The sequence below is a fragment of the Streptomyces sp. NBC_01476 genome (assembly GCF_036227265.1).
Classification (GTDB): Bacteria; Actinomycetota; Actinomycetes; order Streptomycetales; family Streptomycetaceae; genus Actinacidiphila.
The window spans coordinates 4,597,414-4,623,646 of record NZ_CP109446.1 but is presented as its reverse complement, the minus strand read 5'-3'; the positions used below and the strand labels follow the sequence as shown (position 1 = coordinate 4,623,646).

Here is a 26,233-nt window from a genome sequence, read left to right as displayed (position 1 = left end):
GGTCGCGGGCGGTTCCGCTGGGGGTCCCGCAGGCGGTCCCGCGGGCGGTTCCGCGGCCGGCACCCGTCCTCAGCGGCCGGAACGGCCCCCGCTCAGACCTTGGCGGTGCTCAGTTCGGCCGCCACCAGCTCCGCCACCTGCACCGCGTTCAGCGCGGCGCCCTTGCGCAGGTTGTCGCTGGAGAGGAAGAGTGCCAGGCCGTTCTCCACCGTCTCGTCCACCCGGATCCGGCCCACGTAGGAGGCGTCCCGGCCGGCGGCCTGCAGCGGGGTGGGGATCTCGGAGAGTTCGACGCCGGGCGCGCCCGCCAGCAGTTCGTACGCCCGCTCGACGCTGATCGGCCGGGCGAACCGCGCGTTGACCTGGATCGAGTGCCCGGAGAAGACCGGCACCCGTACGCAGGTGCCGGACACCTTCAGGTCCGGGATCTCCAGGATCTTCCGCGACTCGTTGCGGAGCTTCTGCTCCTCGTCGGTCTCGAAGCTGCCGTCGTCCACGATGTTCCCGGCGAGCGGGAGCACATTGAAGGCGATCGGGCGGGCGTAGACGGACGGCGCGGGGAAGTCCACCGCGGCACCGTCGAAGGTGAGCCGGTCCGCGTTCTCGGTGACCTTGACCGCCTGGCCGTGCAGTTCGGCGACGCCGGCCAGGCCGGAGCCGGAGACCGCCTGGTAGGTGGTGGCGACCAGCGCGACCAGCCCGGCCTCTTCGTGCAGCGGGCGCAGCACCGGCATCGCGGCCATCGTGGTGCAGTTCGGGTTGGCGACGATGCCCTTGGGACGGTCGGCCAGCGCGTGCGGGTTGACCTCGGAGACCACCAGCGGCACCTCGGGGTCACGGCGCCAGGCGGAGGAGTTGTCGATCACGACCGCGCCCTGGGCGGCCACCTTCTCGGCCAGCTCACGGGAGGTGGCGCCGCCTGCCGAGAAGAGCACGATGTCCAGGCCGCTGTAGTCCGCGGTGGCGGCGTCCTCCACGGCGATCTCACCCGCGGGCACGCTGCCGGCGCCCTCCCAGGTGAGCTTCCGCCCGGCGGACCGTGCGGAGGCGAAGAGCCGCAGCTCCGTCACCGGGAAATCCCGCTCGGCCAGCACCTTGCGCATGACCCCGCCGACCTGTCCGGTCGCGCCGACGATTCCGATCCTCATCCGGTCTCTCTCCGATCTGGTCGCGCCCGCCGGGTGTCCCGCCGGCGGCGCTGGTGTGCCCGCCCGTTCGAGTATCCCTCGGGCCGCGAGGTGGACAGCATGTGATTTCAGGTGACGAGACGCCCGGGGCCGCCTCCGGCGAGTCCAGCGCCGAGAACGGCACCGACGCCAGGGCTCCGGGCCAGGTCAGCGCCGCTTTCCTCGGTCCGGTCCCGGTCGGCCCCCGCGTCCCGGGCCCGGCCCGGAGGCAGGGCCGCTTCGGCCGTTCGGGCGAACCGGAGCTGTTCCGGGGTGGCGGGGAGCAGCGGAAGCCGGACGTCCGGCGTGGGTATACGGCCGTGAGCGTGAAGGAGCGCCTTGACAACCGCGGGGTTCGGCGCCCGGAACAGCGCGGCGGCGAGCGGCTGCCCGGTGCGGTACGGCACGTAGTGGACGATCACGGCGCGGGGCCGGCCGCGGCCGGTTCACGGAAATGGGCGAGGACACCCGCTGCTCCCGGCCGGGTGAACGACGGCACGGTCACCAGGGCGGTCGGTTCTCCGGTGGTGCCGAGGGCGACGAGTCCGGAGGCGCCGTCTGCCACCAGCTGGCGGGCGAGCGTCTCCAGTGCGCGGGTGTCGACCAGGCCGTCGGTGCCGAACGGCGTGATCAGCGGTACCTGGATCATGTCCGCGAGTCTGACCCCGTCCACCGCGAAGGTCCAGTTAATTGTCCTGCACGGACGATTAAGCAGCCCTACACTCCCGCCCATGTACGAGATCTCCACGGACCCGGCCCGCCTCGACGTCCCCCGCATCCACCAGTGGCTCTCCACCGACGCCTACTGGGCGCTGGACCGCCCCCTCGCCAAACAGCAAGCCGCGATAGCCGGTTCGCTCAACTTCGGCGCCTACCACCAGGCGACGGGCGAACAGCACGCCTACGCCCGCGTCGTCACCGACCTCGCCACCTTCGCCTGGCTCTGCGACGTCTACGTGGACCGGGCGGCCCGCGGCAACGGCCTCGGCACCGATCTGGTCACCGCGGTCCGCGACCACCTCGCCCCGCACGGCCTGCGCCGCATCCTGCTGGCCACGGCCGACGCGCACGGTGTCTACGCCAAGGTCGGCTTCGAGCCCCTCGCCGACCCGGAGAAGTGGATGTCCCTCGGGCTGCGGTGAACGCACCCGCCATCAGCTCGGCGGGAGGCGACGGCTGGGCTCAGTTGCTCGGTGCAGCAACGTCTTCGACTGCCGCGACGAGCACCTGCATACCGACGACCACCGGGTGCGGGTCTACGGTCCGCAGCCGTGCCACCCGGTCGGGGCTGCGTGCATAGCCGAGGAAGGGAACGCCCGCGGCCTTCGCTGCTGCCGCGTCCGGGGCGGAATCACCGATCATCAGGGCCTGCCCAGGCCGTACATCCAGTGCGTCGAGCGCCCGCAGCAGGCAGTCGGGATGCGGTTTCATCAAGGCCGGGTCCTTGGTGTCGCGTCCGAAGACGCGCCCTTGGAAGTAGATGTCGAGGTCATGCCTCTCAAGGTAGGTCTCCACGGCGAGCGGCGCGTTGTTGGACGTGATGGCGAGCCGCCGGCCGCCGGCCGCCGCGGACCGGATGAACCGGTCGGCCAACGGCGTCGGTTTCGCCGTACGGGCCGCCACCACCTCGGCTTCCGCCAGCAGAAGCTCCAGATCCGCCGCCAACTCGGCGCGCATCGGGGTCCGCAGCATCGCATGGGGGTCGGTGCCGGCGAGCGGAAGCGCGTCAGGGCCCCCTTGCTTGCGAGCGTGCTCCGTCATGGTCTCCGCTATGGCGGCCGCCGGGTATCCCGAGAAGAGACGGCAAATGGGTCCGTCGAAGTCCAGCAGTAGGCACTCGGCACGTGCCAGCAGGGCTCGAAGAGCGGACTCGGAGGGTCCGTCGTAGGGACGTGTCACCCCACCAGTCTCTGCGGTGGGGAGACCCTTAGCGAGAGGGACCCGTAAAGTCCAAGCCGAGCTTTGTGATGGTTCACGCCTCCCACGGAGCGGCGAGAGCGATTCGAACCGATGACCGGATTCCGGCCACGAATTCCGTTCCCAGAAGAGCTCGTCCATACCGTTGAGCAGTAGGAGCTTGGGGACTGGTGTTGGGGCGGCGCCTGCGATCTCAATGGATGCCTTGGGCGCAGGGTCCAGAGCACGCTCCACGGCGAAGGCTGCTGCGCAACGCGACGATCTTGGTCCCCAGCAACTCCCGGAGCCTACGCCTCGTGCGTTCGTCGGCGACGTCATCGATCAGTTGCCAAATCGCGAGACGGGCCCCCTTGGATGGCTGCAGCGACCGCAGTGTTACGGACTGGGGCCATAGCTCACAGTGGACGTCGAAGTGACCTCCTCGGCCTGGAACGCCTCGTGAGCGGGCCTGGCTTCCGGTACCGGCTTCGCCATGTCAGCCGGTCGGTATCTGTTCCGTAGCTAAACCTGTGCAGGTACCAAGACGTGGCCGGCAAGTCGGGGGGCGCTGCTGTCGCTCAGGCTCGCGCTGAAGAGACTCAGCCCGCCCGGTTCTACCGCGCCGGCGGCATTTTCGTCGCGCTGATCTTTCTGGCGCATCGCTGAGTCCCGATCCGTAAGGCTGCACGCGGGTCTCACTCGAAGATCGTCACCGGCTCGGCGATGGTGTCCCACAGCGCGTCGAACCACTCCTGCGACTCGGCCACGAACCGGGCGTCGTTGGTGGCCGGGTTGGCCGGGTCGCTGCGGGACATGTAGAGCGTGCTGTTGACGCCGAGGGTGTCGTAGATGTCGCCCTGCCAGCCGTCGCTGAAGGTGAGCGGACGCTGGACGACCTTGTAGTAACCCCACAGGCTCACGCGGCCGTTGAGGATGTAGATCTTCTGCAGTGGCGTCACCGGCACCGTGCGGAACTCGATGGAATTCACTATGTCGGGCCGTACGTCGGTCAGCCGGGTGAAGGAGCTGCGCAGGGCTATGGAGTGCGCCCGGGCGAGCTGGCGGAGGCGGCGCAGGGGGCGGTCGTCGGTGAAGTCCTCGACCAGGCGGGGGAGGGCGAGCGTGACGTCCTGGGAGGGGAGGAGGAGGCGGACCCGGATGGCGGTGGGGTTGAGTTCGCCGGTCATCACGCTCTGCAGCGGGGAGGCGAGGGCGCCGCCGAGGGTCTCGCTGGTGAGCGAGTAGGCGTCGATCGTGACCTCGGGCTCCTCGAAGGCCGCGGACACGTAGGTGGTCAGCGCCTCGAAGGCCCGCTCGGGTTCGCCGGCCGCCGGGAGCACCGCGTTCTGGGCATCCCAGTCGAGGACTTCGGCGGCGCGGCCCCGCTGGTTGTCGATGTAGCCGCCCTTGCGGAGTTCCTGGAGCGCGCGCTGGACGGTGGGGCGGGACACCTGGAAGCGCTCTTCCAACTCCGCCTGGGAGGGGATGCGTTCACCGACCCGGAAGACGCCGTCGGTGATCTCGCCGCGCAGTACGTCGGCGATGCGCAGGTAGGGAGGGAGCTGGTCGTTGCCGGTGACCGTGTCGTCGTCGCGCGCGTCCACGGAGCAACGTTACAACTTCTCAACGGAAATCGGGTGTTCGAACCCGATATGACGGCCTCGCACCGATCACAACCAAGAGTCATCCAACTCGATTCGGAGAGCTGAGCGAATCGAACTCTTCAAGGCGGACCTGACGGGTCGCAAGCGCTCACGCAGGGAAGATCGCCTCCCACGAGTTCACCACGTCTTCGATCCCCGCTTCCGCTCGGAGCGGACCGGAGCCGCCGAAGCCGAGAAAGGCGACGCCTAGGTCGTGAGCCGCCACGTAGTCACTCGGCGAATCTCCGATCAGGAGGCTCTCCGCAGCCTTGGCACCGGTCGACTCGAGCGCGCGTCGCACGCAGTCCGGATTGGGTTTCATCAGCGCCGGATTGGCCGCCCGGCCATGTACATTCCCTCCGAAGTAAGTGCTGAGAGCGGCGCGTCGGTTGTACCGCGTAATTGCCTCGTGGGCGTTGTTCGAAGCGATCGCCAGCCTTCGGCCTTCTGCCTCCAAGGCTCTGATCACCGCTTCGGCACCGGGAGTCGCTTGCGCGGTGTCAACTGCCAACATCTCTTCATGAGCAAGCCATTGTTCAAGGTCTTCCACATCGGCAACAGGCAGCTTCTTGCCGGCATCGAGCAAGATCTGCATGGGATCGTCGGGCCGGTCGTTCGAGTAGAACTGCATCTCGCGGTCGACCAGCCAGTCGAGCATCCGCTCCGCCACACCGGCGGCCGGGCGCCCGGCGAACACCTGACAGATGGGGCCGTCGAAGTCAAGGATTACGCACGTGGCTGCTTCGAACAGTTCACGAACCCGGGACGGCGCTGCCTCGTCCGCCGAGGAAGACTGCACTTCGTGGATCTTGGCGCGGGGTGAGGGTGTCACTCATCGAGTCTCGACTATCTGGCGACGGTTTGCCAGAGCGAGTCGAACCACTCCTGGGTGTGTCGGAGCAGAACCGCCGAGGATGAGTCCTCCGCGACCCCGAGTGACGAGTAATGAAAGAGCGTCGACTGGAGGCCGTAGGCATCGTAGGCACGTACTGTCTCCCCCGTCCCCTCGTCCACCAGGACGTCCTGCTCCTCGAACTTGTAGTACCCGTGAAGGAGCTCAGTACCGTTGAGGAGATACATCTTGACCAGCGGCGTAGCAGCAAGCGTCTTGACTGCTACTGATACCTCGGGCACCAAGTTGTAGATGCTCACGAAATTATGTCGCAGGATGGACGCCTGTCCACGGAGCAAATCAGCAATGCGCTGACGCGTGCGAGCGTCGGAGCGGTCGTGCACGGGTAGTCCGACCAGCAATGTTTCATCCGGATCCGCGAGAATTGCCCGAATGCTGATCGATTTGGGTTGGATCGCGCCGTTCCGGATCTGGATGAGCATCTGTCCGATCGTCTGGTTGAGCGTCTCTGCCGTCAGCGAATACGCGTCGATCCGCACATGGGCGGCGGCGAACGCCGTCACGAGATGATCACTCAGCAATGCGTCAGCCAGACCATAGGCGCGCCTCAGTCCCGGAGATCCACTCACCCGCGCCTGTACGTACGACCCCCTCCCCTGGATCGAGTCTACGTAGCCCTCACGCTCGAGTTCCTTCAGCGCGCGCTGGATGGTCTGCCTGGAGACGGCAAAACGACGCACGAGGCTCTCCTGGGTGGGAAGCTTCTCGCCCACTCGATGGACACCCGTTTCGATCTCCGCACGCAGCGTATTCGCGATCGACTTGTAGGAGGCCACACCGTTGTTCTTCGCTGCGTCCAACTCCATGACAAGAAGATACCCGTGCCAGTCAATTCAGGCAGGTTGACTGACCAACCCGTACATCGCCCAGTCAAATCCGGTCGGGTGCGCCGGAGTTGCGTGGGTCGCTTGATCGAAGCACCCCCATGCGCGTCGACTTGAGTGGGTACATGCGGTCACCTCCGCGAGGTTATACCGCTCTGTGCTCTCAAGAATGTGCAGGTCAGACGCGGTTGCCTGCTCCTCGCCCACCTCTCTTCGGTTCACACTGAGTACTGGACGACCGGATGGCCCGCTCAAGCCACCGAGGTCCGGATTGGAGGGGGAACAATGCTGGCTCTCAGTTTGTGCGCATACGCATTCGAGCAGCTGGTTCAGTGGCGGTACGGCGCGGCCGGGATGCTGGCGCTCGGCTTCGTCACCCTGGGACACAAGTCGCGGAACACCACCTGCACGGTCATCGGGCTCACCGCGCTGGCCGTCCTGCTGGCTCAGTAAGGCCGGCGAAGAACCCGCGGGGCCGGCCGGTCCACCCGGGGCCGGCTGCACGCGGCAAGGGTTCGAACGATCAGAAGACGTCGATGCACCACGGGCGGCGAGGAGTGCGGAAGAGCGTGTCCGCGGTCCGCGCCGCTTCGGCACGGTGTTCGGTGATCCGGCCGAGCGCGGCCAGCCGGACCGGGGACTCGTCGCCGAGGTAGAGGCAGGCAAGGTCGGAGACGGAGAGCGTCAGGTCGGGGGCGGCCGGGGTGGGCGTGCACCGGGCGGCGCCGGTCGCGTCGGTCTCCAGCAGGAAGCGGCCGCCCGCGAAGCCGGCCGGGTCCTGGACGTCCAGGACGAGCGCGGCCGGGCCGCCCCCGTAACCGCGGGCCGAGAGGGCCACCGGGGTGTCCAGCACCCGCAGCCACATGAAGTCGGCATGGGTCTCGGTGTGTGCCGCCCGCGGGTCACCGAGCAGCAGCGGCAGTACGTCGTCGGGCGCGCGCAGGCCGGAGGTGAGCCGGTTCACCCAGTCCAGGGACAACAGGAAGCGCCACAGGGCCCGTTCGGCCGCCGGGGTGGCGCCGATGAGCTGCTGCACCTTCGCCTCGACGGTGGGCAGCTTGTCCTGCCAGTGGCTCTCGGAGATCTCCCAGGAGGCCAGGCCGTCGATCCGGCCGTCGGCGCCGCGGTAGAAGGCGAAGAAGGGCTCGGTCCAGGGCCCGTCGGAGGGGAACACCGTCTGGCCGGTGGTCCGTTCCCACCACAGCGGGGAGCGTTTGATGGTGCCGGGGGTGCGTAGCCGTACGCGGTCGAAGAGCGCGGGGCTGGCCTTGCGGACCTCGGCGGCCGTGGCGATGTCCACCCGGCCGCCGTCGTCCGGCCCGGCGTAGCGGCGGTCCAGCGCGGCCCGGGGGATGTCGATCTCCCAGCCCGTCACCCAGGTCGCCGGGCCGAAGCCGTACCGGCCGTAGATCGGGTACTCGGCGGCGACCAGGATGGACACCGCCTCGCCGCGTTCCTTGGCGGCGGCCAGGTCCGTGGCCATCATCCTGCCGGCCAGTCCGCGGCGCCGGTGGGTCGCGGTCACCGAGACGTTGGTGATCGCCGAGGCCGTCAGCAGGCCCCCGCCGGGGAGCGTGAGCTCCTGCGGCAGGCTCCGGAAGGTCGCCACGCAGCGGCCCTCGTCGAACGCGCCCTGGGTCCGTTCCAGGTCCAGCATCGGGCGGCGCATCGCCGTCTCCCCCTCGGCGACCGAAGGGGAGCGGTGGAAGCCGACGTTCAGGGCCCGTATCCAGTCGGGGACGTCCGACTCGGCCGGCGATCGGATCTCAAGGCTCATCCCCGCACGCTATTGCGGCCCCCCGCGGGCCCGCACCCCAATAAGACCCAGAGCCGAGCGTGCCTCCCACCCCGGCGGTGCGGCCCACCGCGGCGTGGCGGTCGGCCCTTCCGGCCGGCCCCGGAGGCCGCCCCGGCCGAACGGCCCGCCGCAGCGCCGCCGTCGGCCGTTCCGGCCGAGCCCGGCGGCCGGCGCGCCAAGGCGGCCGGTCCCGCCCAGCACCGTGACCAAACCCACCGGCCAACGATCCAGGCCGGGGACCACCGCGGGACGTCCCGGCCAACAGCGCCTGCCGGCCCCCGGCCTGATGCCAGAGCCAGGGGTCGCACCCACCCCACCGGTCCGGTCCGGGCGGCCGGGTCCGCCAGCGCGTCCCGGCGGCCGGGAGCCGGTTCCGTCCGGGGTCTGGGGGCCGAGAGTCGGCGGCCGGTCCGGAGCCGGGAGCCGCCGGCCCGGTCCGAGGTCCGAGGGTCGGCGCCGGTCCGAGGTCAGGAGCCGCCGGCCCGGTCCGGGGCTGGGCCCGGGGCCCGGGGTCAGGTCAGGGTTCTGTCAGGAGGTCGTCCACGTGGGCCTCGCCCTCGCGGTAGCGGCGGGTGATCTCCGCCGAGCAGGCGTCGACCGTCCGCTGGAGGGTCTGCCGGCGGCGGGAGACCTCCTGCTCGTAGCGGACGAGCCGGGCTTTCGCCGCCTGCAGCTCCGGGTCGGTGCGCGCCTCCAGGTCGGAGAGCTCCACCTCGCAGAGCATCTCCTCGGCCAGTTGCCGTACCCGCTCGGTCAGTGGTGTGCCGAGGGTGACGTGGCGGGCCGAGGACCGCGCCAGGGACGGGCCGTCGGTCAGGATCTCGGAGAGCCGGTTGACGACAGGACCCTCGGGGCCGCCGGCCGGCTCCCCCGCCGGTACGCCGCCGCCCGGGGCGCCGCGGCGGGCCAGTTCGGCCCGGAGGATGTCGATCCGGCCGTGCAGCATGCGCCGCAGGTACGAGAGGTCGGCTTCCTCCTGCTGGGCGTCGCGGCGCAGCGTCCGCACGGCGACGAGATCCAGCGTGCCCAGCTCGGGTTCCGTGTTCTCCCCGAGCGGGCCGCGGGGGGCGGGTGGACGGATCGGACCCAGCGCGTCGGCCTTCAGCATGCGGTGGCCCTTCCTGGTGGGCGCCGTCGGTGCGGCAGCCGTCGGAACGGCCGCGCTGCCGGACGCCGCTGTGGATGGTGGTACTGCGGTGCGGGAAGTCTCTCCAGCCCCGGATGTGGTCATGCCTGTCGTCACCCCTCCTGACGGCGCGTGCGCCGCCAGGTTTCGATGCTGCCACCTGCCGCTCGTACCCCGCAGCGACTCTGCACCCGAACGGCCGTCGCAACAGTTGTGCGAGGCCGCCGACCGGGCGCGGGCGCGCTTCCACCGCGCGCCCCCTCACCCGTGTGAGGGACGGCGGACGGCACCCGCGACAATGGGGCCATGCGAGCGGTGGCCCAGCGGGTGAGTCAGGCGGATGTCGTAGTCGGCGGGGAGACGGTCGGCGCCATCGAGGGGCCGGGGCTGTGCGTCCTGGTGGGGGTCACCCACGACGACACCAAGGAGAAGGCGGCGCTGCTGGCCCGCAAGCTGTGGACGCTGCGGATCCTGCCGGACGAGCAGTCGTGCTCGGACGTGAACGGACCGCTCCTCGTGGTCAGCCAGTTCACGCTCTACGGCGACGCCCGGAAGGGGCGCCGCCCCACCTGGAACGCCGCCGCCCCCGGCCATGTCGCCGAACCGCTGGTCGACGAGGTCGTCGCCCAGCTACGGGGGCTGGGCGCGACCGTCGCGACCGGGGTGTTCGGCGCCGACATGAAGGTGTCACTGACGAACGACGGACCGTTCACCGTGGTGATCGACATCTAGGCGCCGCAGGACGCCCGGTAAGGACCGCTCACGGCGCCCGGTAAGGACCGCTCACCGGGAGCCTGGCCCTTACCGGCGCGTCACCGTTGGTCACCGCTGGTCACGCGGTCGCGGCACAAACCCGGCCCCTACGGCGCGACGACCGTCTCCTGCGCGGCCGCCGTGTCCTCCGCCAGCAGCGTCGCCCGCTCCGGAGTGTTCCGCTTCACCACGGCGAGCGCGATCGGGCCGAGTTCCCAGTGCCGGGCCGACGAGGTGATGATGCCGACCGCGCGGCCGTCGGGGCCCTCCTCGGCGATCCGCACCGGCGTGCCGTGCGGCGGCAGGTGCACATCGCTGCCGTCCAGGTGCAGGAAGACGAGCCGGCGCGGCGGGCGGCCCAGGTTGTGCACCCGGGCGACCGTCTCCTGACCGCGGTAGCAGCCCTTCTGCAGATGGACCGCCGTCTCCAGCCAGCCCAGCTCGTGCGGGATCGTCCGGTGGTCGGTCTCCAGGCCGAGCCGCGGGCGGTGCGCCTCGATCCGCAGCGCCTCGTAGCCGAGCACCCCGACCGGCGGACCCGCCTCGGCGGCGAAGGACTCCAGCCGGTCGCGGGGCACGAACACGTCCCGGCCGTACGGCGTCTCCCGGACTGCCCACTCGGCGGGCACGGTGGTGATGGAGCCGGCGGGCAGGAAGACCACCGCGTAGTCGTCGGTGGCGTCGGCGATGTCGACCCGGTAGAAGAACTTCATGCTCTCCAGGTAGGCCAGCAGCGCCTCCTGGGTGCCGGGTTCGACATGCATCCAGGTGGTGGAGCCGTCGTCCACCAGGTAGAGGGCATGCTCGATGTGGCCGTGGGCGGACAGGATCAGCGCCTCGGTGGCGATGTGCGGCGCCAGGTTCTCCACGTGCTGGGTGAGCAGCAGATGCAGCCAGGGCAAGCGGTCGGCTCCGGAGACCGTCACCACACCGTGGTGGGACAGGTCAACGAAACCGGTGCCGTCGGCGAGCGCGCGCTGCTCGCGGAAGAGGTCGCCGTAGTGCGCGGCGACTCCTTCGTCAGGGCCTTCTGCGGGGACAGCGCCGGGCAGCGACAGCAAAGGGCTCTTCGTCATGCCGTCAAGCGTACGACTCGTCAGTCCCGTGGCCCGTGGCCAGGCGGCTCCTGCGCGGCCGACCCGCTCCTGGCGGGGGCGCCGGCCGTCCCCGCGGCCTTCGCCGCCTTGCCGGCGCAGTCGCGGCAGCGGCCGAAGATGGCGAAGTGCTTCATGTCCGTCTCGAAGCCGAACTGCTCCCGCAAACCGTCCTTGAGCGGCGCGGCCAGTTCCACATCCGCCTCGGTGACCTTGTCGCAGTCCCGGCACACCAGGTGCATGTGGTCGTGCCGGTCGGCGAGGTGGTACGTCGGCGCGCCGTGTCCGAGGTGGGCGTGGGTGACCAGGCCCAGCTCCTCCAGCAACTCCAGGGTGCGGTAGACCGTGGAGATGTTGACCCCGGACGCGGTCTTGCGCACTTCGCAGAGGATGCCGTCGGGCGACGCGTGTTCCAGCGTGCCGACAGCCTCCAGGACCAGTTGCCGCTGCGGGGTCAGCCGGTAGCCGCGCTGCCGCAGATCGCTCTTCCAGTCGGTGGTCGCCACCCGGCCAGTGTAGGACCGTGCCTTGGGCACGGCCTCACTTGAAGAAGGCGATCCCGTCGTCCGGCAGGTCCTTGAGGTCGGCGGCCCACTCCCGCGGGTCCACCACACGCTTGAGATGGGCCGACATGTACGGGCGCAGCGGCACGGAAGGGGTGCTCTTCTCCCCCACCCACATCAGGTCGCCGTTGACGTAGCCGTAGAGGCGCTTGCCGCCGTTGTACTCGGAGGCCACCGGCAGCCGGGCCACCGCGTCCGTCACCAGGTCGACCTGCGGCTTGCCCTCGGCCAGCTCACCGGTCCAGATCTCCACCACGCCCTCGTCGCGGGTGGTGGTCACGTCGACCTTGCGCTCGGAGTCGATCCGCCAGTAGCCGGTCTCGCTCTCCAGCGGGCGGACCTTCTTGCCGTCCGCGTCGAGCACCCAGGTGTGCGAGGTGTACTCCAGGAACGGCCGGCCGTCGTGGGTGAAGGTGACCTCCTGCCCGAAGTTGCACTTCTCGGCGCCGGGGAAGTCGTGGACGCCCGCTCCCGTCCACCGGCCGAGCAGGAAGGCCAGCGGCACCAGCTCGGGGTGCAGGTCGGAAGGGATCTCGATCATGTCAGCGCTGGCCCTGGTAGAGCTTCTTCACCGCGTAGAAGGCGAAGACGGCGACGCCCAGGCAGACCAGGATGAGCAGGGCGTCGAAGTAGTACTGGATTTCCACGGACGTGCTCCTCGGTCGGGCGGGGCTGGCGGTCGGGCCGCGCACGAGTCTAGTGCGCGGCCCCGCGGTGGGCGCGGCCAGGCCGGGTGAGGTGCGGCGCCCCCGGGCCCGGGGGCGCCGCGGGGCGTCAGCCGAGCAGCTGGGCCTGGAGCCGGACGGTCTGCTGGAAGGGCACCTCGGGGATCGAGCCCTTCCGGGTCTGGACGACCAGGGCGTCGATGTCACCGGCGTGCAGGTACGCGTACCGCGACGCCTCGGCGTCCGGGCGGGTCTCCAGGTGGACGTCGGCGGTGACCGACTTCGGGAGGAGGGACGGCTTCACCGTCTCGTCCAGGCTGTGCTCCTTGACGCCCTTGAGGTCCTCGAACTGGACGCCTTCGCTGACCGACTCCTGGTACGGCTGGCTGATGTACTGCAGGAAGTAGATCTCGGTTCGGGTGCCGTCCGGCATGGTCCAGCCCTCGGCGGCGATGTGCCGCAGGCCGCCCTCCTTGAGGGAGGACTTCAGCGTGCCGGCGGTTCCGGCGTCGATGGCGTACAGCTTCAGGAAGTCGTCGACCGGCAGCCAGCCGGACTTCCCGGGCAGCCCCGGCTCCCTGCGGGCACCTTCCGGCGCGGGCAGCAGCAGCGACCGGATGTCGGCGTAGTGGTGGCCGCCGGGGTTCGCCTTGGCGTCCAGCGGTCGCGGCTTGCCCGCGGGGAGCTTCGGCAGCGCGAGCGGGGGGAAGGTCCACCGCCCGTCGTCGGCGGTCTTCAGCCCGGGGATCTTCGTCCGCTCGGGCCGGGTCACCGCGTACGCGGTGCCGGCGCCGAGCACGGCGAACACGAGCGCGGCAGCGGTCCACCGCAGCGCCGCCCGCAGCTTGCGGCGCGGCGCCTTCGCCCTGCCCGGCACGTCTCCGGGCAGCGCCGGAAGCGCCGGAAGCGCGAAGGGCACCCCACGGAACCCTTCGGGTACGGGGGGTACGGGGGGTACGGGGGGTACGGGGGGTACGGGGGGTACGGGGGGTACGGGGGGTACGGGGGGTACGGGGGGCATGGCCGGAGGCGCGGGGGGTACGGCAGGAATTGCCGGGGTCACGGCGACCGGGGGCTCGGCTGCGGCAGCCGCCGCGGGTTCGGCATACGCCGGGGATTCGGCAGCTTGGGCCGGGCTCACGGCGACCCCGGGTTCTGCCTCGGCGGCAGCCAGGGCTACGACAACCGCGGACTCCGGCTCGGCAGCAGCCGGCTCGGCCTCGGCAGCAGCGGCCGGGACCGCCGGCGTATTGGCGACCGACGGCTTCGGCGCGGCAGACGCCGGCTCGGCCTCGGGCTCAGCGTCGGCAGACGCCGGGGACTCGGCAGCCGGGGCCGGGGTTACGGCGACCGTGGGCTCGGGCTCGGGCTCGGCCTCGGCAGCAGCGGCCGGGGCCGCCGGGGTGTCGGCGACCGACGGCTTCGGGTCGGCGGGCGCCGGGTCGGGGTCGGGCGGCGGGAGGGTCTTGGTGGCCGCCGGGGCCGGGTCGGGGAGCGCGTCGGTGGTGGCGGACGCAGGCGCCCGCTCGGGGGTGAGTTCGGGCATCAGACGGCCTCTCCCGGGTCCTTGATCCGGTCCAGTTGCTTGCTCAGCAGCCCCGCCGCCTCGTCGCGGTCCATCGGTGAGGGGCCGTTGGCGGTCATGGTCACGACGATGTCGCCCTCGGTGGCCTGGCAGGTCATCGAGTCGAGGTCAGTGGTGACCGCGAGGTCCTTCGGCATCACCACGCAGACCGCGTGCGGGTAGTTCTTCACCTTCGGGGCTTTGCCGCCGTCGTCGAGGAACTTCTTCAGCGAGCCGAAGAACTCCGTCTCGGCGCGGGCCGCCTCCTTGTTCCTCATCTGCACCAGCTCCATCTGGACGATCAGCTCTCCGTCGGTCCTGCTGTACGTCCGCAGGCCCGCGCCCTCGATGTGCATCGCGGTGATCTCGGCGGTCAGCTCCTTGCGCTCCTTCTTCGACAGGTCGCTGACGTCGCCTTCCATGACGTCCGTCGCCTGCTTGGTGTCGAGGACCGTGTCGTTGCCGTACTGGTGGACGTCGGGCCCCGGCATGTAGCCGGACGGCACGGGCAGCAGCATGAGGCTGAGGCTGCCGTAGTGGCTGCCGCCCGACTTCGCGCCGAACGCCTTGGTCGCGGTCGGCGTCGGCGCGGCCCACGGGGTCGCCGACGGCTTGGCGTCGTCGCCTCCGCCGTTCCGCAGCGCCGCGTAGCCGACGCCGCCGCCCACCAGGACCACCACGAGCGCGACAGCAAGCCCGAGCGCGAGCCGCCGCCTCGGCCGCACGGCCGGCGCCTGCGGGATCCCGTAAGCAACGGGTACGTCCGCCGCGGGCAGACCCGGCACGGTCGCCGCGTACGGCATCTCCGGCGCGCCCGCCGCAAACGGCACGTCCGGCACCGGCTGCACAGCCGGCGCCTCCAGTGCGTGCGCCGCGAGCGGTTTGTCCAGCGCTGACGCCACAGGCGGTACGTCCGCCTGTGGCGGCGCCTCCGATACGGCCCGCACCGCCACCGGTACGTCCGGCGCAGGGCCCTCAGGAGCCGGGTCAGGCGCGGACGCCGCCTCCCGTACGCCCGGGGCGGGGGCCACCGCCGGCGGGTCCGGCACCGGCGCCGGGTCCGGTGTGCCCGCCGCAGGCGGCTGGGTGGGGGTCTCGTCGGTCACAGCCGCTCCAGTTGCTTCGTGATCACGGGCATGACGTCCGAGATCTTCACCTTGTGCGAGGACCCCACGAAGACCTCGATCTCCAGGTTGCCCACCTCGGCCAGGGCGCGGCCCTCGTAGTACGGCCCGTAGTCGTCGTCGCTCTCCGCCCGGCCGGACGGCCACACGTAGCCGTGGACGGTGCCCGGGATGTCGACGTCGCTGCCCTGCTCCCCGTCGTAGATGCCGATGCTGCCGGACTGGTCCGTGAAGAGTGAGCTCGCCTCCATGCTCGTGTCGTCGCGGAACTGCAGGATCCTGACGTCGTAGTTCAGGTCGTGCGGGCCCATCCAGTGAGCGGACACCGCGCGCTGGAACTGGTCCCGGGCGAACTCCTCGAACTTGTCGGCCGGCTCGGTCCAGTAGCTCGCATACTCGGCCAGCGTCATCCAGGAGGCTTCGTACTCCTTGGCGCCCTTCGGCTCGGGCGTGAGGAGTTTCAGCAGGTCACCGCCGTAAATCGCGTCACGGTCCTGGGCGGCGGGCAGTACGGGGGCGGCCGGTCCCGCGCCCTTGGGCTGCGCGAGCATGGGGCCGGTGAGCGGCGGCAGCGGTGTCGGCGTCCGCTGCTGCTGGATGCGGTAACCGAGTCCGCCGCCGGCCAGTACGCCCAGCACGGCGGCGCAGGCGATCAGCAGCGTCGTACGACCGCGGCGGCGCGGCTTGGCGGGGACCGGTACGGCCTCGGACGCGATTTCGGCCTCGGCCTCGGCGTCCGGCGCGGCTTCGGCAACAGCAACGGCAACGGCGCCCGTGCCGGTCGAAGCCTCCGCCACCACGCCGGGCTCGGCGCCGCGCTCAGCGGCCGGCTCGGCTGCCGCGTCGGGCGCCGGAAGTGGCACCGGAAGTGGCACCGGATCCGGGTCGGGGTCCGGCACAGGGGTGTCCTGGGACAAGGGGTGCTCCACTGGATGCGGGGAAAACGGAAAAGTTCGGGACGTGCGGGTTCAGGAAGCGCAAGAAGCTCAAGAGCTCAAGAAGTGCGGAAAGCGCGCGAAGCCCCGCAGGACATGGGCTCCGGACGCGTGCCCGGACGGGTCAGTGACCCGTCCTGAGGCGCTGGTACTGCGCGTCGAGCAGGTCGCGCAGCTGCGTGCCGGCCGGCGTCCTGCCGCCGGTGACGGTGAGGGTGATGTGGACATCGCCCTGGTAGGAGTCGACGAGCACCGTGTCCGTGCTCTCGTCGGAGCCGGACGCCAGGTGGTACGCACGGGCCGGGTAGTCCGCGCCGAGCGGGATCTCCGTGCCCTGGGCGCCCTCGCCGCGCTGCTGGGCGTCGTACGCGGCGGCCTGGCCGGGTCCGGCGAAGCGGATCAGCTTGACGGTGACCTCGCGGACCCCGTCGGCGGTCAGATACGTGCGGTAGGCGCCGTCGCGGAATCCGTACGCCGTGAGCGCCGCGCGGGCGGCGGACTCGTCGGTGGCGGTGACGGCGATGTCGTCCGCGGTGAGCGGTGAACCGGCGCGGTCCCCGTACACATCGGCGCCGGCCGGCGGTGGCGCCAGGAAATACCGCAGGTCACCGGTGTGCACGCCGTTCTCGACCCGCCCGGCCGCGTGGGCCGCGGCGGGCGCCGTCGTCCCGGTCGCGGCGGGTGCCGCCGTCGGTGTCGCAGTCGCGGTCGGAGCCGGCGCCGCCGAACCGCCCGCCCTGGTGGGCGCCGGTACGGACGCGGCCGGTGCCGCGCTGGACGGGTCGGAGACGAGCACCGCCCCGGCCGCCACCGCCGCGAGCACGGCCACGCCGGCCACGGTGGCGAACAGCCTGCCGCGGCGACGACGGGTGCCGTCGTCGTTGTGTTCCACAGAGCCCCCCCGGGCGACGTCGTACGCGCGTGCGCACGGGTGTGTGCCGAGCACACGGATCTGCTTTATATCACCGCCTAGGCTGTGGCCATGGCGAATAAGCTCGTGATCAAGGTGACCGCAGGGGCCGACGAGCCCGAGCGGTGCTCTCAGGCGTTCACCGTCGCGGCGGTGGCGGTGGCCAGCGGAGTGGAGGTCTCGCTCTGGCTGACCGGTGAGTCGGCGTGGTTCGCGCTGCCCGGCAAGGCCGCGGAATTCGCGCTCCCGCACGCCGCGCCGCTGCAGGACCTGCTCGACGCGGTGCTGGCGGCCGGGCAGGTGACCTTGTGCACACAGTGCGCGGCCCGCCGGAAGATCACCGAGCAGGACGTCATCAAGGGGGTGCGGATCGCGGGCGCGCAGGTCTTCGTCAGCGAGATCATGCCCGACGGGGTGCAGGCGCTCGTCTACTGAGCTGCCCCGGCCCGGGGGCGCGGGGGCCTAGGGCTCGCGCCGGCGGTCCTTCTCGTTGCCGGCCCGCTTCTTGCCGTCCAGCTCGGCCCACCAGGCGTCCGACTGCGGGTCGCCCGATTCCTCGTCCCACCACCGGTCCTCGGGCCCTTTCCGGTTCGCCACGATCGCGGCGACCGGCGGGATGACCATGGCGATCAGGCACATGATGATGGCGCCCGGCACGGACCACAGGCGCACGACGCTCCACGCCAGGATGAAGAGCACCACGCAGGTGCCCATCATGGCGAAGTACAAGTGCTTACGCCGTCCGTACACACTTCCAAGGTACGTCCGTTGCCCCGGCACGGCACCCGGCCGACAGCAAGGGCCGCAGCCCCTCGCCGGGGTTGCGGCCCTTGCCGACCGGTGCTTACCGGAGGGGTGGAATCACACGGCGATGGCCACCTCGGCGGCCGTGCCCTGCTGGGCGACGACCGTACGGTCGACCGTGGCGCCGGGTACCAGTGCGCGCAGCGTCCACGTGCCGGGCGCCGCGAAGAAGCGGAACTGCCCGGTCGCCGAGGTGGGAACCTCGGCGGTGAACTCGCCACCGCCGTCCAGCAGCCGCACATAGCCGCTGACCGGCTCGCCGTCGCGGGTCACCGAACCCTGGATGATCGTCTCGCTCGCCACATCGACTCCTGCCAGATCGGGGCCGCCGGCCTTGGCTCCACACATACGGATCAGTCCTCCGGTTCCTCAGTTGGCGCCGAGCTCGATCGGCACCCCGACGAGCGAGCCGTACTCGGTCCACGAGCCGTCGTAGTTCTTGACGTTGGGCTGGTCCAGCAGCTCGTGCAGCACGAACCAGGTGAGCGCGGAGCGCTCACCGATCCGGCAGTACGCGATGGTGTCCTTGGCCAGGTCCACGTTCTCGTCCTGGTAGAGCTGGACGAGCTCCTCGTCGGACTTGAAGGTGCCGTCGTCGTTGGCGTTCTTCGACCACGGGATGTTGCGGGCGGTCGGCACGTGGCCGGGGCGCTGCGACTGCTCCTGCGGCAGGTGGGCGGGGGCCAGCAGCTTGCCGGAGAACTCGTCGGGCGAGCGGACGTCGACCAGGTTCAGCGAACCGATCGCGGCCACCACGTCGTCGCGGTACGCGCGGATGGACGGGTCCTGCTCCTTGGCCTGGTACGTGGTCGCGGGCCGCTCGGGCACCGCCGCCACCAGGTCGCGGGAGTCGAGTTCCCACTTCTTGCGGCCGCCGTCGAGCAGCTTGACCGACTCGTGGCCGTAGAGCTTGAAGTACCAGTAGGCGTAGGAGGCGAACCAGTTGTTGTTGCCGCCGTAGAGGACGACGGTGTCGTCGTTGGCGATGCCCTTGGCGGAGAGCAGCGCCTCGAAGCCCGCCTGGTCGACGAAGTCACGGCGGACCGGGTCCTGCAGGTCCTTCTGCCAGTCGATCCGGACCGCGTTCTTGATGTGGTTCTTGTCGTAGGCCGAGGTGTCCTCGTCCACCTCGACGATGACCACCTTGGGGTCGTCGATGTGGGCCTCGACCCAGTCGGCGTCCACCAGGACGTCACTGCGGCTCATGTTGTTCTCCTCCGGGGCAGTGCGGATGTGCGGTGCGCGGGTGCCGCGCCGGGGCGCGACGGCATGCGGGGGTGCTGTGCGGTGTGCGCGGGGGCACGGGCAGAGCGGGGCCGGCAGGGGGCCGGGGGCCTGTGCGGCCGACTCCGGCGCGGGCGGCTGCCGCCCCTAGGGCATGCGACAGAGCATGGCGGCCACGCGGCACAGGTCGACTGCCCGCCGCTTGGTGAGGTCCGCCTGTCGCTTCATGCACCGATCGTAAGGAAATGAACCGCTGGGTGTCACCGGCGTATCAACTATCGAGACAGGATTGTCCGGATGTTGGAATAGACATGCGAAAACGCGCCCGCGGGTGCGAACGCGTTTTCGGAACGGCCGTCTCAGTTGGCGAGAACGACATCCTTCCCGGCCGCGGCCACGGTTATGCCCTCGGGGCCCGTGGTCACGTCGGTGAGCGAAATGCCCGAGGGGAGGTGCGTCAACTGGGTGGTGAAGTCGATCTGCTGGCGGACCTGGTCCTCCAGGCCCAGCGCGGTGAACGCCTTCGGCAGCCCCTCGGCGTGCAGCCCGATCTGGTCGGCGCCGCGGACCGTGACCTGGCTCAGCACGCTCAGCTGCGACTGCATGAACGAACCGGTGAGCTTCACCATGGCCCGGCCGTTCTTGTCCGTGCCGCCGTAGCCGACGGTGATGCCCTTCGGGGCGGACTTGGTGAGGTCCGCGTAGGTGATGAACGCGCTGCCGTCGGCGGTGTCGGCGACGGCCCGGGTGAAGTCCCCGGAGAGCTTCACCCCGTGCAGGTCGGCGTGGAAGGTGTCGATCCGGACCGCCTGCTGCCCGTCACCGGTGGCGATGTCGTCGGCGGTGATCGTGACGTCGTGCAGCTTGCCGCCGGCCACCTGAGTGAGGAACGGGAACCCCTCGATCGACACCTTCGGCCTGGTCGCCAGCCCCTCACTGCTCTGCGCGCGCTCGGCCGCCTTGCTCTCGGCGACATGGACCGCGATCCGGTCCGCCACGACGAACAGGCCGCCGAGGATCACCACGACGATCAGAACTATTCGCGCCACTCGCATGCGTCGGCTACTCCCCCGCTTGATTCCGCTGGTTTCGATGTTCCGAGGGTTCGGATGGTTCGGAACTGAACCTTCTGCTTCCCGAAACGCCTGACGGGCAGCGGGGCCGTACGGTTCCCCCGCAGGTCGAACCGTTATGCGAGAAGTTCCCCGTGCACCCGCGCCGGTCAGCTCAGGGCACGGCCCAGCACGTAGGCGAAGGGCGCGGCGGCGGTGAGCGGCAGGGCGACGCCGGCGGTGAAGTGGACGAAGCGGGACGGGAAGTCGTAGCTGGCGGCGCGCAGACCGATCAGCGCACCGGCCCCGCAGGCCGCGGCGAGCAAGGCGCCGTGCGGGCCGCCGAAGCCGGTGGCCGGGCCGGTCACCGCGCCGGTGACGGCCGCGACGGCGAGCGCGAGCACCAGGGAGACGGGCAGGGGCAGCCGGAGGGTCAGCGCGCGGACCACGGTGGCCGTGGCGACCGCGATCGTGCCCACCACCACCGGGTCGGTGCCGGCGTGCGAGGTCGCGGTGGCCAGGTAGCAGGCGGCCAGGACGGTCAGCAGCGCCGAGGCCGAGGTGGCGGTGAGCGAGGAGAGCCGTTCGTCCGGGCTGCCGTGGTGGCGCAGTTGCAGGACGAGCACCAGCAGCAGCCACACGCCGAGGGTGCCGGCCATCGCCAGCGGGGCGTGCTTGCCGTCGACCGCGAGCACCGCGATGTCCGCGGTGACGCCGCCGAGGAAGGCCAGCGCGATGCCCTGCCGGGCCGGCCACATGCCGTTGAGCCGGAACCAGCCGGCCGCGGTGACCGCCTGCAGCACCACCAGTACGACGGTGAGCCCGGGCTTGCCGACCGCGGCGCCGCCGGCCAGCAGCAGCCCGAGGACGGCGGTGAGCCCGGCCGGCTGGATGCCCGGCGGGATGATCGGCGAGCCGGTGCGTACCGGGGCCTGCGGCCCGGGCGCCGGCTCCTCGGTCACCGGCAGGACCGCGGTGTGCTCGGCGCCGCCCTGGGCGTACGGCCGCGGGTCGGCGTACGCGTGCGGGTGCGCCTGCTGCCGCGGGCGGGACGCGGAGTGGGCCTGGGCCTGGGCGGCCTGCGGGTCGGGCCACTGCTGCGGGGCGCCGTACGGATAGCCGCCCGCGCCGGCGTGCTCCCAGGTCCCGGCGGGTGCGGCCTCCCAGGACTGCTGCGCCCCGGTCCAGCCGTCCGCCGCGGCGGGCTGGTGCCCCGCCCAGCCGCCCCCGGCGGCCGGCGGTCCGTATCCCGCGCCGGGGTCCTGCGGCGCGGGCTCGGGGGCGTGACCGCCGCCGTAGCCGTAGCCCTGCTGCCCGTAACCCTGCTGCTGTCCGTACTGCTGCTGTCCGTACTCCTGGTAGCCGGCGGCCGGGTCGTAGCCGGTCTGTCCGGCGGGGTCGTGGCCCGGCGGATAGCCGTAGCCCTCGCCGGTCGGGCCGTACTCCCCGTTGTCCGGGGTGGAGCCGTAGTCGTGGGTACTCATGATCATCCTCCCGCGAACGGTGGGAGGACCTCCACCGTGCCGCCGTCTGGCAAGGGGACCGCGTTGTGGTCGCGGGTGCCGACGGGGGTGCCGTCGACGAGGAAGGAGCAGCGCAGCAGCACCCGGGCGAACCGCGGGTCGCCGGCGTGCCGTTCGCGTGCGGCGGCCAGGGCTTCGGCGAGGGTCGCCGCGAGGTACGGCTCCTCCGCCGTGCCCGCTGCGGCCTTCGCGGCGGCCCAGTAGCGGATCGTGCCCGCGACCTGCCGCGCGGCCGTGCCGGGTGCAGCCATCACGCTCCCGTCCTTCGCCGTCGCCGGTGTTGCCCGTGCGTTGCTCGTTCGCTGTCCGTGCGTTGCTCGTGCCGTGCCGCCGTCCATCATGGCCCGTCCTGGTCAGTTCCCGGGAATCCCGGTGGCCCGCTCGGTCAGCCAGTCGCCGATCCGGGTCAGCAGGGCGGGCTCCGCGGCGTTCTCCGCGTGGCCGAAGCCGGGCACGATCCACAGTTCCGCGCTGGCCGCGCCGGCCGCCGCGGCCAGCGAGTACGGGTGGTCCAGCGGGAAGTAGCCGTCGCGGTCGCCGTGCACGATCAGCAGCGGGGTGGGCGCGATGTACGGCACGGACTCGACCGGTGAGCGCGGGACCGGGTCCCAGTCCGCCGCCCTGATCCGCGTCTTGAGCCCGTACCGCGACACCAGCCGCCCGGCGGGCCGGGTGATCGCCCAGTGCACCCGCCGCATCGGGGCGGTGCCGCGGTAGTACCAGCGCGCGGGTGAACTCACCGACACCACGGCCTGCAGTCCGCTTCCCGGTGGCTGCCGCGGCCGGCCCGGTGCCGGAAGCGCTTCCTGGGCACCCGCCTCTCCCGCGTGCCGCAGCACCACGGAGCCGCCCATCGAGAAGCCGACCGTCGCCACCCGCCCGTACCCCAGCTCCCGCGCCCACCGCACGGCCGCGTCCAGGTCGAGGACTTCCAGGTCGCCGACAGTGGAGCGGCCGCCGGAACGGCCGTGGCCGCGGAAGGAGAAAGTGATGACGCCCCCGTAGGCGCTGAAGTGCCGGGCCACCCGGCGCACCGCGGGCCGGTCGAGCGCCCCGGTGAAGCCGTGCGCGACCACGACGGCCAGCTGTTCGCCGAGGTCGGGGGCGTGCACCAGGGCTGCTGGTCCGTCCGGCTGACCGGCCGGCCTGGCGGCTCCCATCGGGAGGTGTTCCGCCTCGATCCGGATGCCGTCGGAAGTCAACAGGACCGCACGCGCGCCACCCGAAGTGATCGGAAAAACACGCAAAGGCTTGTCGTCGGTCTCGGCACGGCTGCTCATGTGGGCTATTCTTCCGTGCAAGAGGACCTGGGCAATGTCGCCCCCGGGTCCTTTCGTGCTTTCCGGCACGGGATGCGTCACCTGGCGTGTCATGTGCGGAGACGACCGACGGGAGCCGCCCGGTGAGTTCACTTCTGCTTCTGACCAACGCCCTTCAGCCCTCCACCGAAGTCCTGCCCGCGCTCGGCCTGCTGCTGCACAGCGTGCGGGTGGCGCCGGCCGAGGGCCCCGCGCTGGTGGACACCCCCGGCGCGGATGTGATCCTGATCGACGGCCGCCGTGACCTCCCGCAGGTCCGCAGCCTGTGTCAGCTGCTCCGCTCCACCGGCCCCGGCTGCCCGCTGCTGCTGGTGGTCACCGAGGGCGGTCTCGCCGCGGTCACCGCGGACTGGGGCATCGATGACGTGCTGCTGGACACCGCGGGCCCGGCCGAGGTCGAGGCGCGGCTGCGGCTGGCGATGGGCCGCCAGCAGACCACCACCGACGACAGCCCGATGGAGATCCGCAACGGCGATCTGTCGGTCGACGAGGCCACGTACAGCGCGAAGCTCAAGGGCCGGGTCCTCGACCTGACCTTCAAGGAGTTCGAGCTGCTCAAGTACCTGGCGCAGCACCCCGGCCGGGTCTTCACCCGCGCCCAGCTGCTCCAGGAGGTCTGGGGCTACGACTACTTCGGCGGCACCAGGACCGTGGACGTGCACGTGCGGCGGCTGCGCGCCAAACTCGGCGTGGAGCACGAGTCGCTGATCGGCACCGTGCGGAACGTGGGCTACCGCTTCGTCACCCCGGAGAAGGTCGAGCGGGCCGCGGAAGAGGCCGCGCGCAGCGAGGCCGCACAGGGACGCGGACCCGCGGTGGACGCGGCGCGTACCGCCGCCGACACCGAGGACCGCGCATCCGCTGAACAGACCGTATGAACATCTCTGTGGCGGCCGGATAGACACGCGTAGACTCCGCACGTGCCCAAGGTGACGCGCGACGACGTGGCCAGGCTGGCGGGGACCTCCACCGCGGTCGTCAGCTACGTCATCAACAACGGACCCCGGCCGGTAGCCCCGGCCACCCGCGAGCGGGTGCTCGCTGCCATCAAACAGCTCGGCTACCGCCCGGACCGGGTCGCGCAGGCGATGGCGAGCCGGCGTACCGACCTGATCGGACTGATCGTGCCGGACGCCCGGCAGCCGTTCTTCGGCGAGATGGCACACGCCGTCGAACAGGCGGCGTCCGAGCGCGGGAAGATGGTGCTGGTCGGCAACTCCGACTACCTCGACGAGCGCGAGGTGCACTATCTGCGGGCGTTCCTGGGCATGCGGGTCTCCGGGCTGATCCTGATCAGCCAGGGCCTGACCAGGAACGCCGCCACCGAGATCGACGCCTGGGACGCCCGGGTGGTGCTGCTGCACGAGCGGCCCGAGGCGATCGACGACATCGCGGTGGTCACCGACGACATCGGCGGCGCCCAGCTGGCGACCCGTCACCTGCTGGAGCACGGCCATGAGTACGTGGCCTGCCTCGGCGGGACCGAGGCCACCCCGGTGGTCGGCGACCCGGTCACCGACCATGTGCTCGGCTGGCAGCGGGCCATGCAGGAGGCCGGCAAGTCCACCGAGGGGCGGCTCTTCCAGGCGCCGTACAACCGCTACGACGCCTACCAGGTGGCGCTCGGGCTGCTGGCGGGTCCTGACCGGCCGCCGGCCATCTTCTGCTCGACCGACGACCAGGCGATCGGGGTGCTGCGGGCGGCCCGCGAGCTGCGCATCGAGGTGCCGGACGAGCTGGCGGTGGCGGGCTTCGACGACGTCAAGGAAGCCGGGCTCGCCGATCCGCCGCTGACCACGGTCGCCTCGGACCGCAAGGCGATGGCCAGGGCGGCGGTGGACGCGGTGCTCGACGACTCGCTGCGGGTGCCCGGCGCCCGGCGGGAGCGGCTGCGCACCTTCCCGTCCCGGCTGGTGGTACGGAACTCCTGCGGGTGCCACACCCCGGCTTCGTAGCTCCCGCCGGGGCGGCGCCGAGGGCGCCGGCCGATCTTCCTTACATCGGGCATACCTACTTCTGTCGGGCTTCTCAGCGTGTGCTCAGGAAGCTCTCATGATCCGGGCGCACAGTCATTGTCATGACCGAGAGCAACCGCTACAGCGGCGAACCCCAGGACCCGCACGACCCGCAGCCACCGCTCTATTTCGGCCCGCAGACGCCCCCCGCCACCGAGGGGGACACCTCGGCCACCGGTTTCCCGCCGCCCCCTCCGTACGCCCCCGCCGAGCCGCCCACCCACAAGCGGCGCCGGGCCGGGCGGCCGATCGCGCTCTTCGCGGCCGTGGCGGTCGCGGCCGGGGTGATCGGCGGCGGTGCGGGCGCGCTGATCGGCAACCAGTCGGACAGCCACAGCTCCACCACCGCCGCGGCGACCGGCGCGGTCAACGCGGCGCTCAACGGAACCGTGGCCGGGGTGGCCAAGGCGGTCAGCCCGAGCATCGTGGAGATCGACGCGACCTCCAACTCCGGTGAGGCGATCGGCAGCGGCGTGATCATCACCGCCGATGGCCAGATCGTCACCAACAACCACGTGGTGGCCGGGTCGGACACCATCAAGGTCACCTACAGCAACGGCAAGTCGGCCACCGCATCGGTGGTCGGCACCGATCCGCAGAAGGACCTGGCGCTGATCAAGGTGAACGGGGCCAGCGGGCTGCCCGCGGCCACCCTCGGCGACTCCTCCGGGCTGGTGATCGGCGACCAGGTGGTGGCCATCGGCTCCCCCGAGGGCCTGGCCGGCACGGTCACCAGCGGCATCGTCTCTGCGCTGAACCGTGATGTCACGGTGCCGGTCGAGGACGGCCAGAGCCAGTCGCAGCAGGGCAACGGCAACCAGTGGCCGTTCTCCTTCGGCGGCAACCAGTACAACGGCAGCACCGGCAGCTCCACCACCACCTACAAGGCGATCCAGACCGACGCCTCGCTCAACCCGGGCAACTCCGGTGGCGCGCTGATCAACATGAGCGGCCAGATCGTCGGCATCAACGCGGCGATGTACTCGGCCGACTCCTCCTCGGGCAGCGGCTCCTCCAGCGCCGGCAGCGTCGGCCTCGGCTTCGCGATCCCGATCAACACCGTCAAGTCCGACCTCGCGAACCTGCGGGCCGGCGGTTCCGGCGACACCAGCAATGGCAGCGGTGGCAGCAGTGGAAACAGCGACAGTGGCAACGGTCAGAACAGCAGCGGCGACAGCAGCGGCTTCGGCAGCGGCTTCTGACCCGGCCGGCGGCGCGAGCCCCCTCGTACCGGCTCCCGGCGGCTCCTGCCCGCCGGGGCCGGGGCGTGCGAGGCTGGGCACAGCAGAGATGTCCGGCCCGATGTCCGTCAGCGAGGTACC

The 26,233-nt window shown here is 71.2% G+C and carries 29 protein-coding genes; 7 read left to right on the top strand and 22 right to left on the bottom strand.

Annotation, left to right across the window (positions count from 1 at the left end):
- Window positions 1-92: 92 nt before the first annotated feature.
- Entirely contained in the window at window positions 93-1,148 is a 1,056-nt protein-coding gene (locus OG552_RS20180; RefSeq protein ID WP_329134896.1) for an aspartate-semialdehyde dehydrogenase, read from the bottom strand.
- 436 nt (window positions 1,149-1,584) lie between these two features.
- A complete protein-coding gene (locus OG552_RS20175; RefSeq protein ID WP_329134895.1) occupies window positions 1,585-1,815 on the bottom strand; it encodes a dihydrodipicolinate synthase family protein in 231 nt (76 codons plus the stop codon).
- An 82-nt stretch (window positions 1,816-1,897) separates the two neighbouring features.
- Between OG552_RS20175 and OG552_RS20170 the strand changes: the two genes are divergently transcribed.
- A complete protein-coding gene (locus OG552_RS20170) occupies window positions 1,898-2,308 on the top strand; it encodes a GNAT family N-acetyltransferase (protein ID WP_329134894.1) in 411 nt (136 codons plus the stop codon).
- Between the two features lie 40 nt (window positions 2,309-2,348).
- Here the strand turns inward: OG552_RS20170 and OG552_RS20165 are convergent, their stop codons facing one another.
- The 4 genes from OG552_RS20165 to OG552_RS20150 all read right to left on the bottom strand — a co-directional run bounded on the left by OG552_RS20165 (window position 2,349) and on the right by OG552_RS20150 (window position 6,424).
- Entirely contained in the window at window positions 2,349-2,927 is a 579-nt protein-coding gene (locus tag OG552_RS20165) for an HAD family hydrolase (protein WP_329134893.1), read from the bottom strand.
- Window positions 2,928-3,757: 830 nt separating this feature from the next.
- Window positions 3,758-4,666: a GntR family transcriptional regulator gene (locus OG552_RS20160; RefSeq protein WP_329134892.1), complete on the bottom strand. Its 909-nt coding sequence runs from the start codon at window positions 4,664-4,666 to the stop codon at window positions 3,758-3,760.
- 148 nt (window positions 4,667-4,814) lie between these two features.
- Window positions 4,815-5,537, bottom strand: a complete 723-nt coding sequence (locus OG552_RS20155; protein WP_329134890.1) for an HAD family hydrolase — start codon at window positions 5,535-5,537, stop codon at window positions 4,815-4,817.
- 14 nt (window positions 5,538-5,551) lie between these two features.
- Window positions 5,552-6,424, bottom strand: a complete 873-nt coding sequence (locus tag OG552_RS20150; protein WP_329134888.1) for a winged helix-turn-helix domain-containing protein — start codon at window positions 6,422-6,424, stop codon at window positions 5,552-5,554.
- A 318-nt stretch (window positions 6,425-6,742) separates the two neighbouring features.
- Between OG552_RS20150 and OG552_RS20145 the strand changes: the two genes are divergently transcribed.
- Window positions 6,743-6,895 carry a hypothetical protein gene (locus OG552_RS20145; protein ID WP_329134886.1) on the top strand — a complete coding sequence of 51 codons (153 nt, stop codon included), beginning with the start codon at window positions 6,743-6,745 and terminating at the stop codon, window positions 6,893-6,895.
- A gap of 70 nt (window positions 6,896-6,965) precedes the next feature.
- Here OG552_RS20145 and OG552_RS20140 read toward each other — a convergent pair whose 3' ends face one another.
- Together OG552_RS20140 and OG552_RS20135 are read right to left on the bottom strand one after the other, a co-directional pair.
- On the bottom strand, window positions 6,966-8,219 hold the full coding sequence (locus tag OG552_RS20140) for a GNAT family N-acetyltransferase (protein WP_329134884.1): 1,254 nt from the start codon (window positions 8,217-8,219) through the stop codon (window positions 6,966-6,968).
- 538 nt (window positions 8,220-8,757) lie between these two features.
- Window positions 8,758-9,348 carry an RsiG family protein gene (locus OG552_RS20135; RefSeq protein WP_329134882.1) on the bottom strand — a complete coding sequence of 197 codons (591 nt, stop codon included), beginning with the start codon at window positions 9,346-9,348 and terminating at the stop codon, window positions 8,758-8,760.
- A gap of 324 nt (window positions 9,349-9,672) precedes the next feature.
- Here OG552_RS20135 and dtd point away from each other — a divergent pair, with 324 nt between their 5' ends.
- Window positions 9,673-10,098, top strand: a complete 426-nt coding sequence (dtd, locus tag OG552_RS20130) for a D-aminoacyl-tRNA deacylase (RefSeq protein WP_329134880.1) — start codon at window positions 9,673-9,675, stop codon at window positions 10,096-10,098.
- A 128-nt stretch (window positions 10,099-10,226) separates the two neighbouring features.
- On the opposite strand, the gene ygfZ is transcribed toward dtd, so the two are convergent.
- The 7 genes from ygfZ to OG552_RS20095 all read right to left on the bottom strand — a co-directional run bounded on the left by ygfZ (window position 10,227) and on the right by OG552_RS20095 (window position 16,956).
- Window positions 10,227-11,195, bottom strand: coding sequence for a CAF17-like 4Fe-4S cluster assembly/insertion protein YgfZ (ygfZ, locus tag OG552_RS20125; RefSeq protein WP_329134878.1), 969 nt, complete (start codon window positions 11,193-11,195; stop codon window positions 10,227-10,229).
- 20 nt (window positions 11,196-11,215) lie between these two features.
- A complete protein-coding gene (locus tag OG552_RS20120) occupies window positions 11,216-11,719 on the bottom strand; it encodes a Fur family transcriptional regulator (protein ID WP_329134875.1) in 504 nt (167 codons plus the stop codon).
- Between the two features lie 34 nt (window positions 11,720-11,753).
- Entirely contained in the window at window positions 11,754-12,317 is a 564-nt protein-coding gene (locus tag OG552_RS20115; RefSeq protein ID WP_329134873.1) for an FABP family protein, read from the bottom strand.
- Between the two features lie 233 nt (window positions 12,318-12,550).
- On the bottom strand, window positions 12,551-13,987 hold the full coding sequence (locus OG552_RS20110; RefSeq protein ID WP_329134871.1) for a hypothetical protein: 1,437 nt from the start codon (window positions 13,985-13,987) through the stop codon (window positions 12,551-12,553).
- A complete protein-coding gene (locus OG552_RS20105) occupies window positions 13,987-15,111 on the bottom strand; it encodes a hypothetical protein (protein WP_329134869.1) in 1,125 nt (374 codons plus the stop codon). Before OG552_RS20105 ends, OG552_RS20110 begins: the two co-directional genes overlap by 1 nt.
- Window positions 15,108-16,046 carry a hypothetical protein gene (locus OG552_RS20100; RefSeq protein WP_329134867.1) on the bottom strand — a complete coding sequence of 313 codons (939 nt, stop codon included), beginning with the start codon at window positions 16,044-16,046 and terminating at the stop codon, window positions 15,108-15,110. The genes OG552_RS20105 and OG552_RS20100 overlap by 4 nt, the downstream gene beginning before the upstream one ends.
- A 142-nt stretch (window positions 16,047-16,188) precedes the next feature.
- Window positions 16,189-16,956, bottom strand: a complete 768-nt coding sequence (locus OG552_RS20095) for a hypothetical protein (RefSeq protein ID WP_329134865.1) — start codon at window positions 16,954-16,956, stop codon at window positions 16,189-16,191.
- A gap of 90 nt (window positions 16,957-17,046) precedes the next feature.
- On the opposite strand from OG552_RS20095, the gene OG552_RS20090 reads away from it, so the two are divergent.
- Entirely contained in the window at window positions 17,047-17,409 is a 363-nt protein-coding gene (locus OG552_RS20090) for a DsrE family protein (protein ID WP_329134863.1), read from the top strand.
- A gap of 27 nt (window positions 17,410-17,436) precedes the next feature.
- Here OG552_RS20090 and OG552_RS20085 read toward each other — a convergent pair whose 3' ends face one another.
- The 7 genes from OG552_RS20085 to OG552_RS20055 form a co-directional block, all read right to left on the bottom strand.
- A complete protein-coding gene (locus tag OG552_RS20085) occupies window positions 17,437-17,724 on the bottom strand; it encodes a DUF3099 domain-containing protein (RefSeq protein ID WP_329134861.1) in 288 nt (95 codons plus the stop codon).
- A gap of 111 nt (window positions 17,725-17,835) precedes the next feature.
- A complete protein-coding gene (locus tag OG552_RS20080; protein WP_329134859.1) occupies window positions 17,836-18,126 on the bottom strand; it encodes a DUF1416 domain-containing protein in 291 nt (96 codons plus the stop codon).
- 21 nt (window positions 18,127-18,147) lie between these two features.
- Window positions 18,148-18,984 carry a sulfurtransferase gene (locus tag OG552_RS20075; protein ID WP_329134857.1) on the bottom strand — a complete coding sequence of 279 codons (837 nt, stop codon included), beginning with the start codon at window positions 18,982-18,984 and terminating at the stop codon, window positions 18,148-18,150.
- Between the two features lie 377 nt (window positions 18,985-19,361).
- Window positions 19,362-20,057: an LmeA family phospholipid-binding protein gene (locus OG552_RS20070; protein ID WP_329134856.1), complete on the bottom strand. Its 696-nt coding sequence runs from the start codon at window positions 20,055-20,057 to the stop codon at window positions 19,362-19,364.
- 167 nt (window positions 20,058-20,224) lie between these two features.
- Complete coding sequence (locus OG552_RS20065) at window positions 20,225-21,538, bottom strand: hypothetical protein (RefSeq protein WP_329134854.1); 1,314 nt, start codon at window positions 21,536-21,538, stop codon at window positions 20,225-20,227.
- A gap of 2 nt (window positions 21,539-21,540) precedes the next feature.
- Window positions 21,541-21,828, bottom strand: coding sequence for a MoaD/ThiS family protein (locus tag OG552_RS20060; RefSeq protein WP_329134852.1), 288 nt, complete (start codon window positions 21,826-21,828; stop codon window positions 21,541-21,543).
- A gap of 102 nt (window positions 21,829-21,930) precedes the next feature.
- A complete protein-coding gene (locus OG552_RS20055; RefSeq protein WP_329134850.1) occupies window positions 21,931-22,857 on the bottom strand; it encodes an alpha/beta hydrolase in 927 nt (308 codons plus the stop codon).
- A 122-nt stretch (window positions 22,858-22,979) separates the two neighbouring features.
- On the opposite strand from OG552_RS20055, the gene OG552_RS20050 reads away from it, so the two are divergent.
- The 3 genes from OG552_RS20050 to OG552_RS20040 all read left to right on the top strand — a co-directional run bounded on the left by OG552_RS20050 (window position 22,980) and on the right by OG552_RS20040 (window position 26,113).
- Complete coding sequence (locus tag OG552_RS20050; protein WP_329134848.1) at window positions 22,980-23,774, top strand: response regulator transcription factor; 795 nt, start codon at window positions 22,980-22,982, stop codon at window positions 23,772-23,774.
- Between the two features lie 42 nt (window positions 23,775-23,816).
- Window positions 23,817-24,851, top strand: a complete 1,035-nt coding sequence (locus tag OG552_RS20045) for a LacI family DNA-binding transcriptional regulator (protein WP_329134846.1) — start codon at window positions 23,817-23,819, stop codon at window positions 24,849-24,851.
- Between the two features lie 122 nt (window positions 24,852-24,973).
- The gene (locus OG552_RS20040) at window positions 24,974-26,113 is read left to right on the top strand and encodes a S1C family serine protease (RefSeq protein WP_329134844.1); all 1,140 of its coding nucleotides are present in this window, start codon (window positions 24,974-24,976) and stop codon (window positions 26,111-26,113) included.
- Window positions 26,114-26,233: the final 120 nt, after the last annotated feature.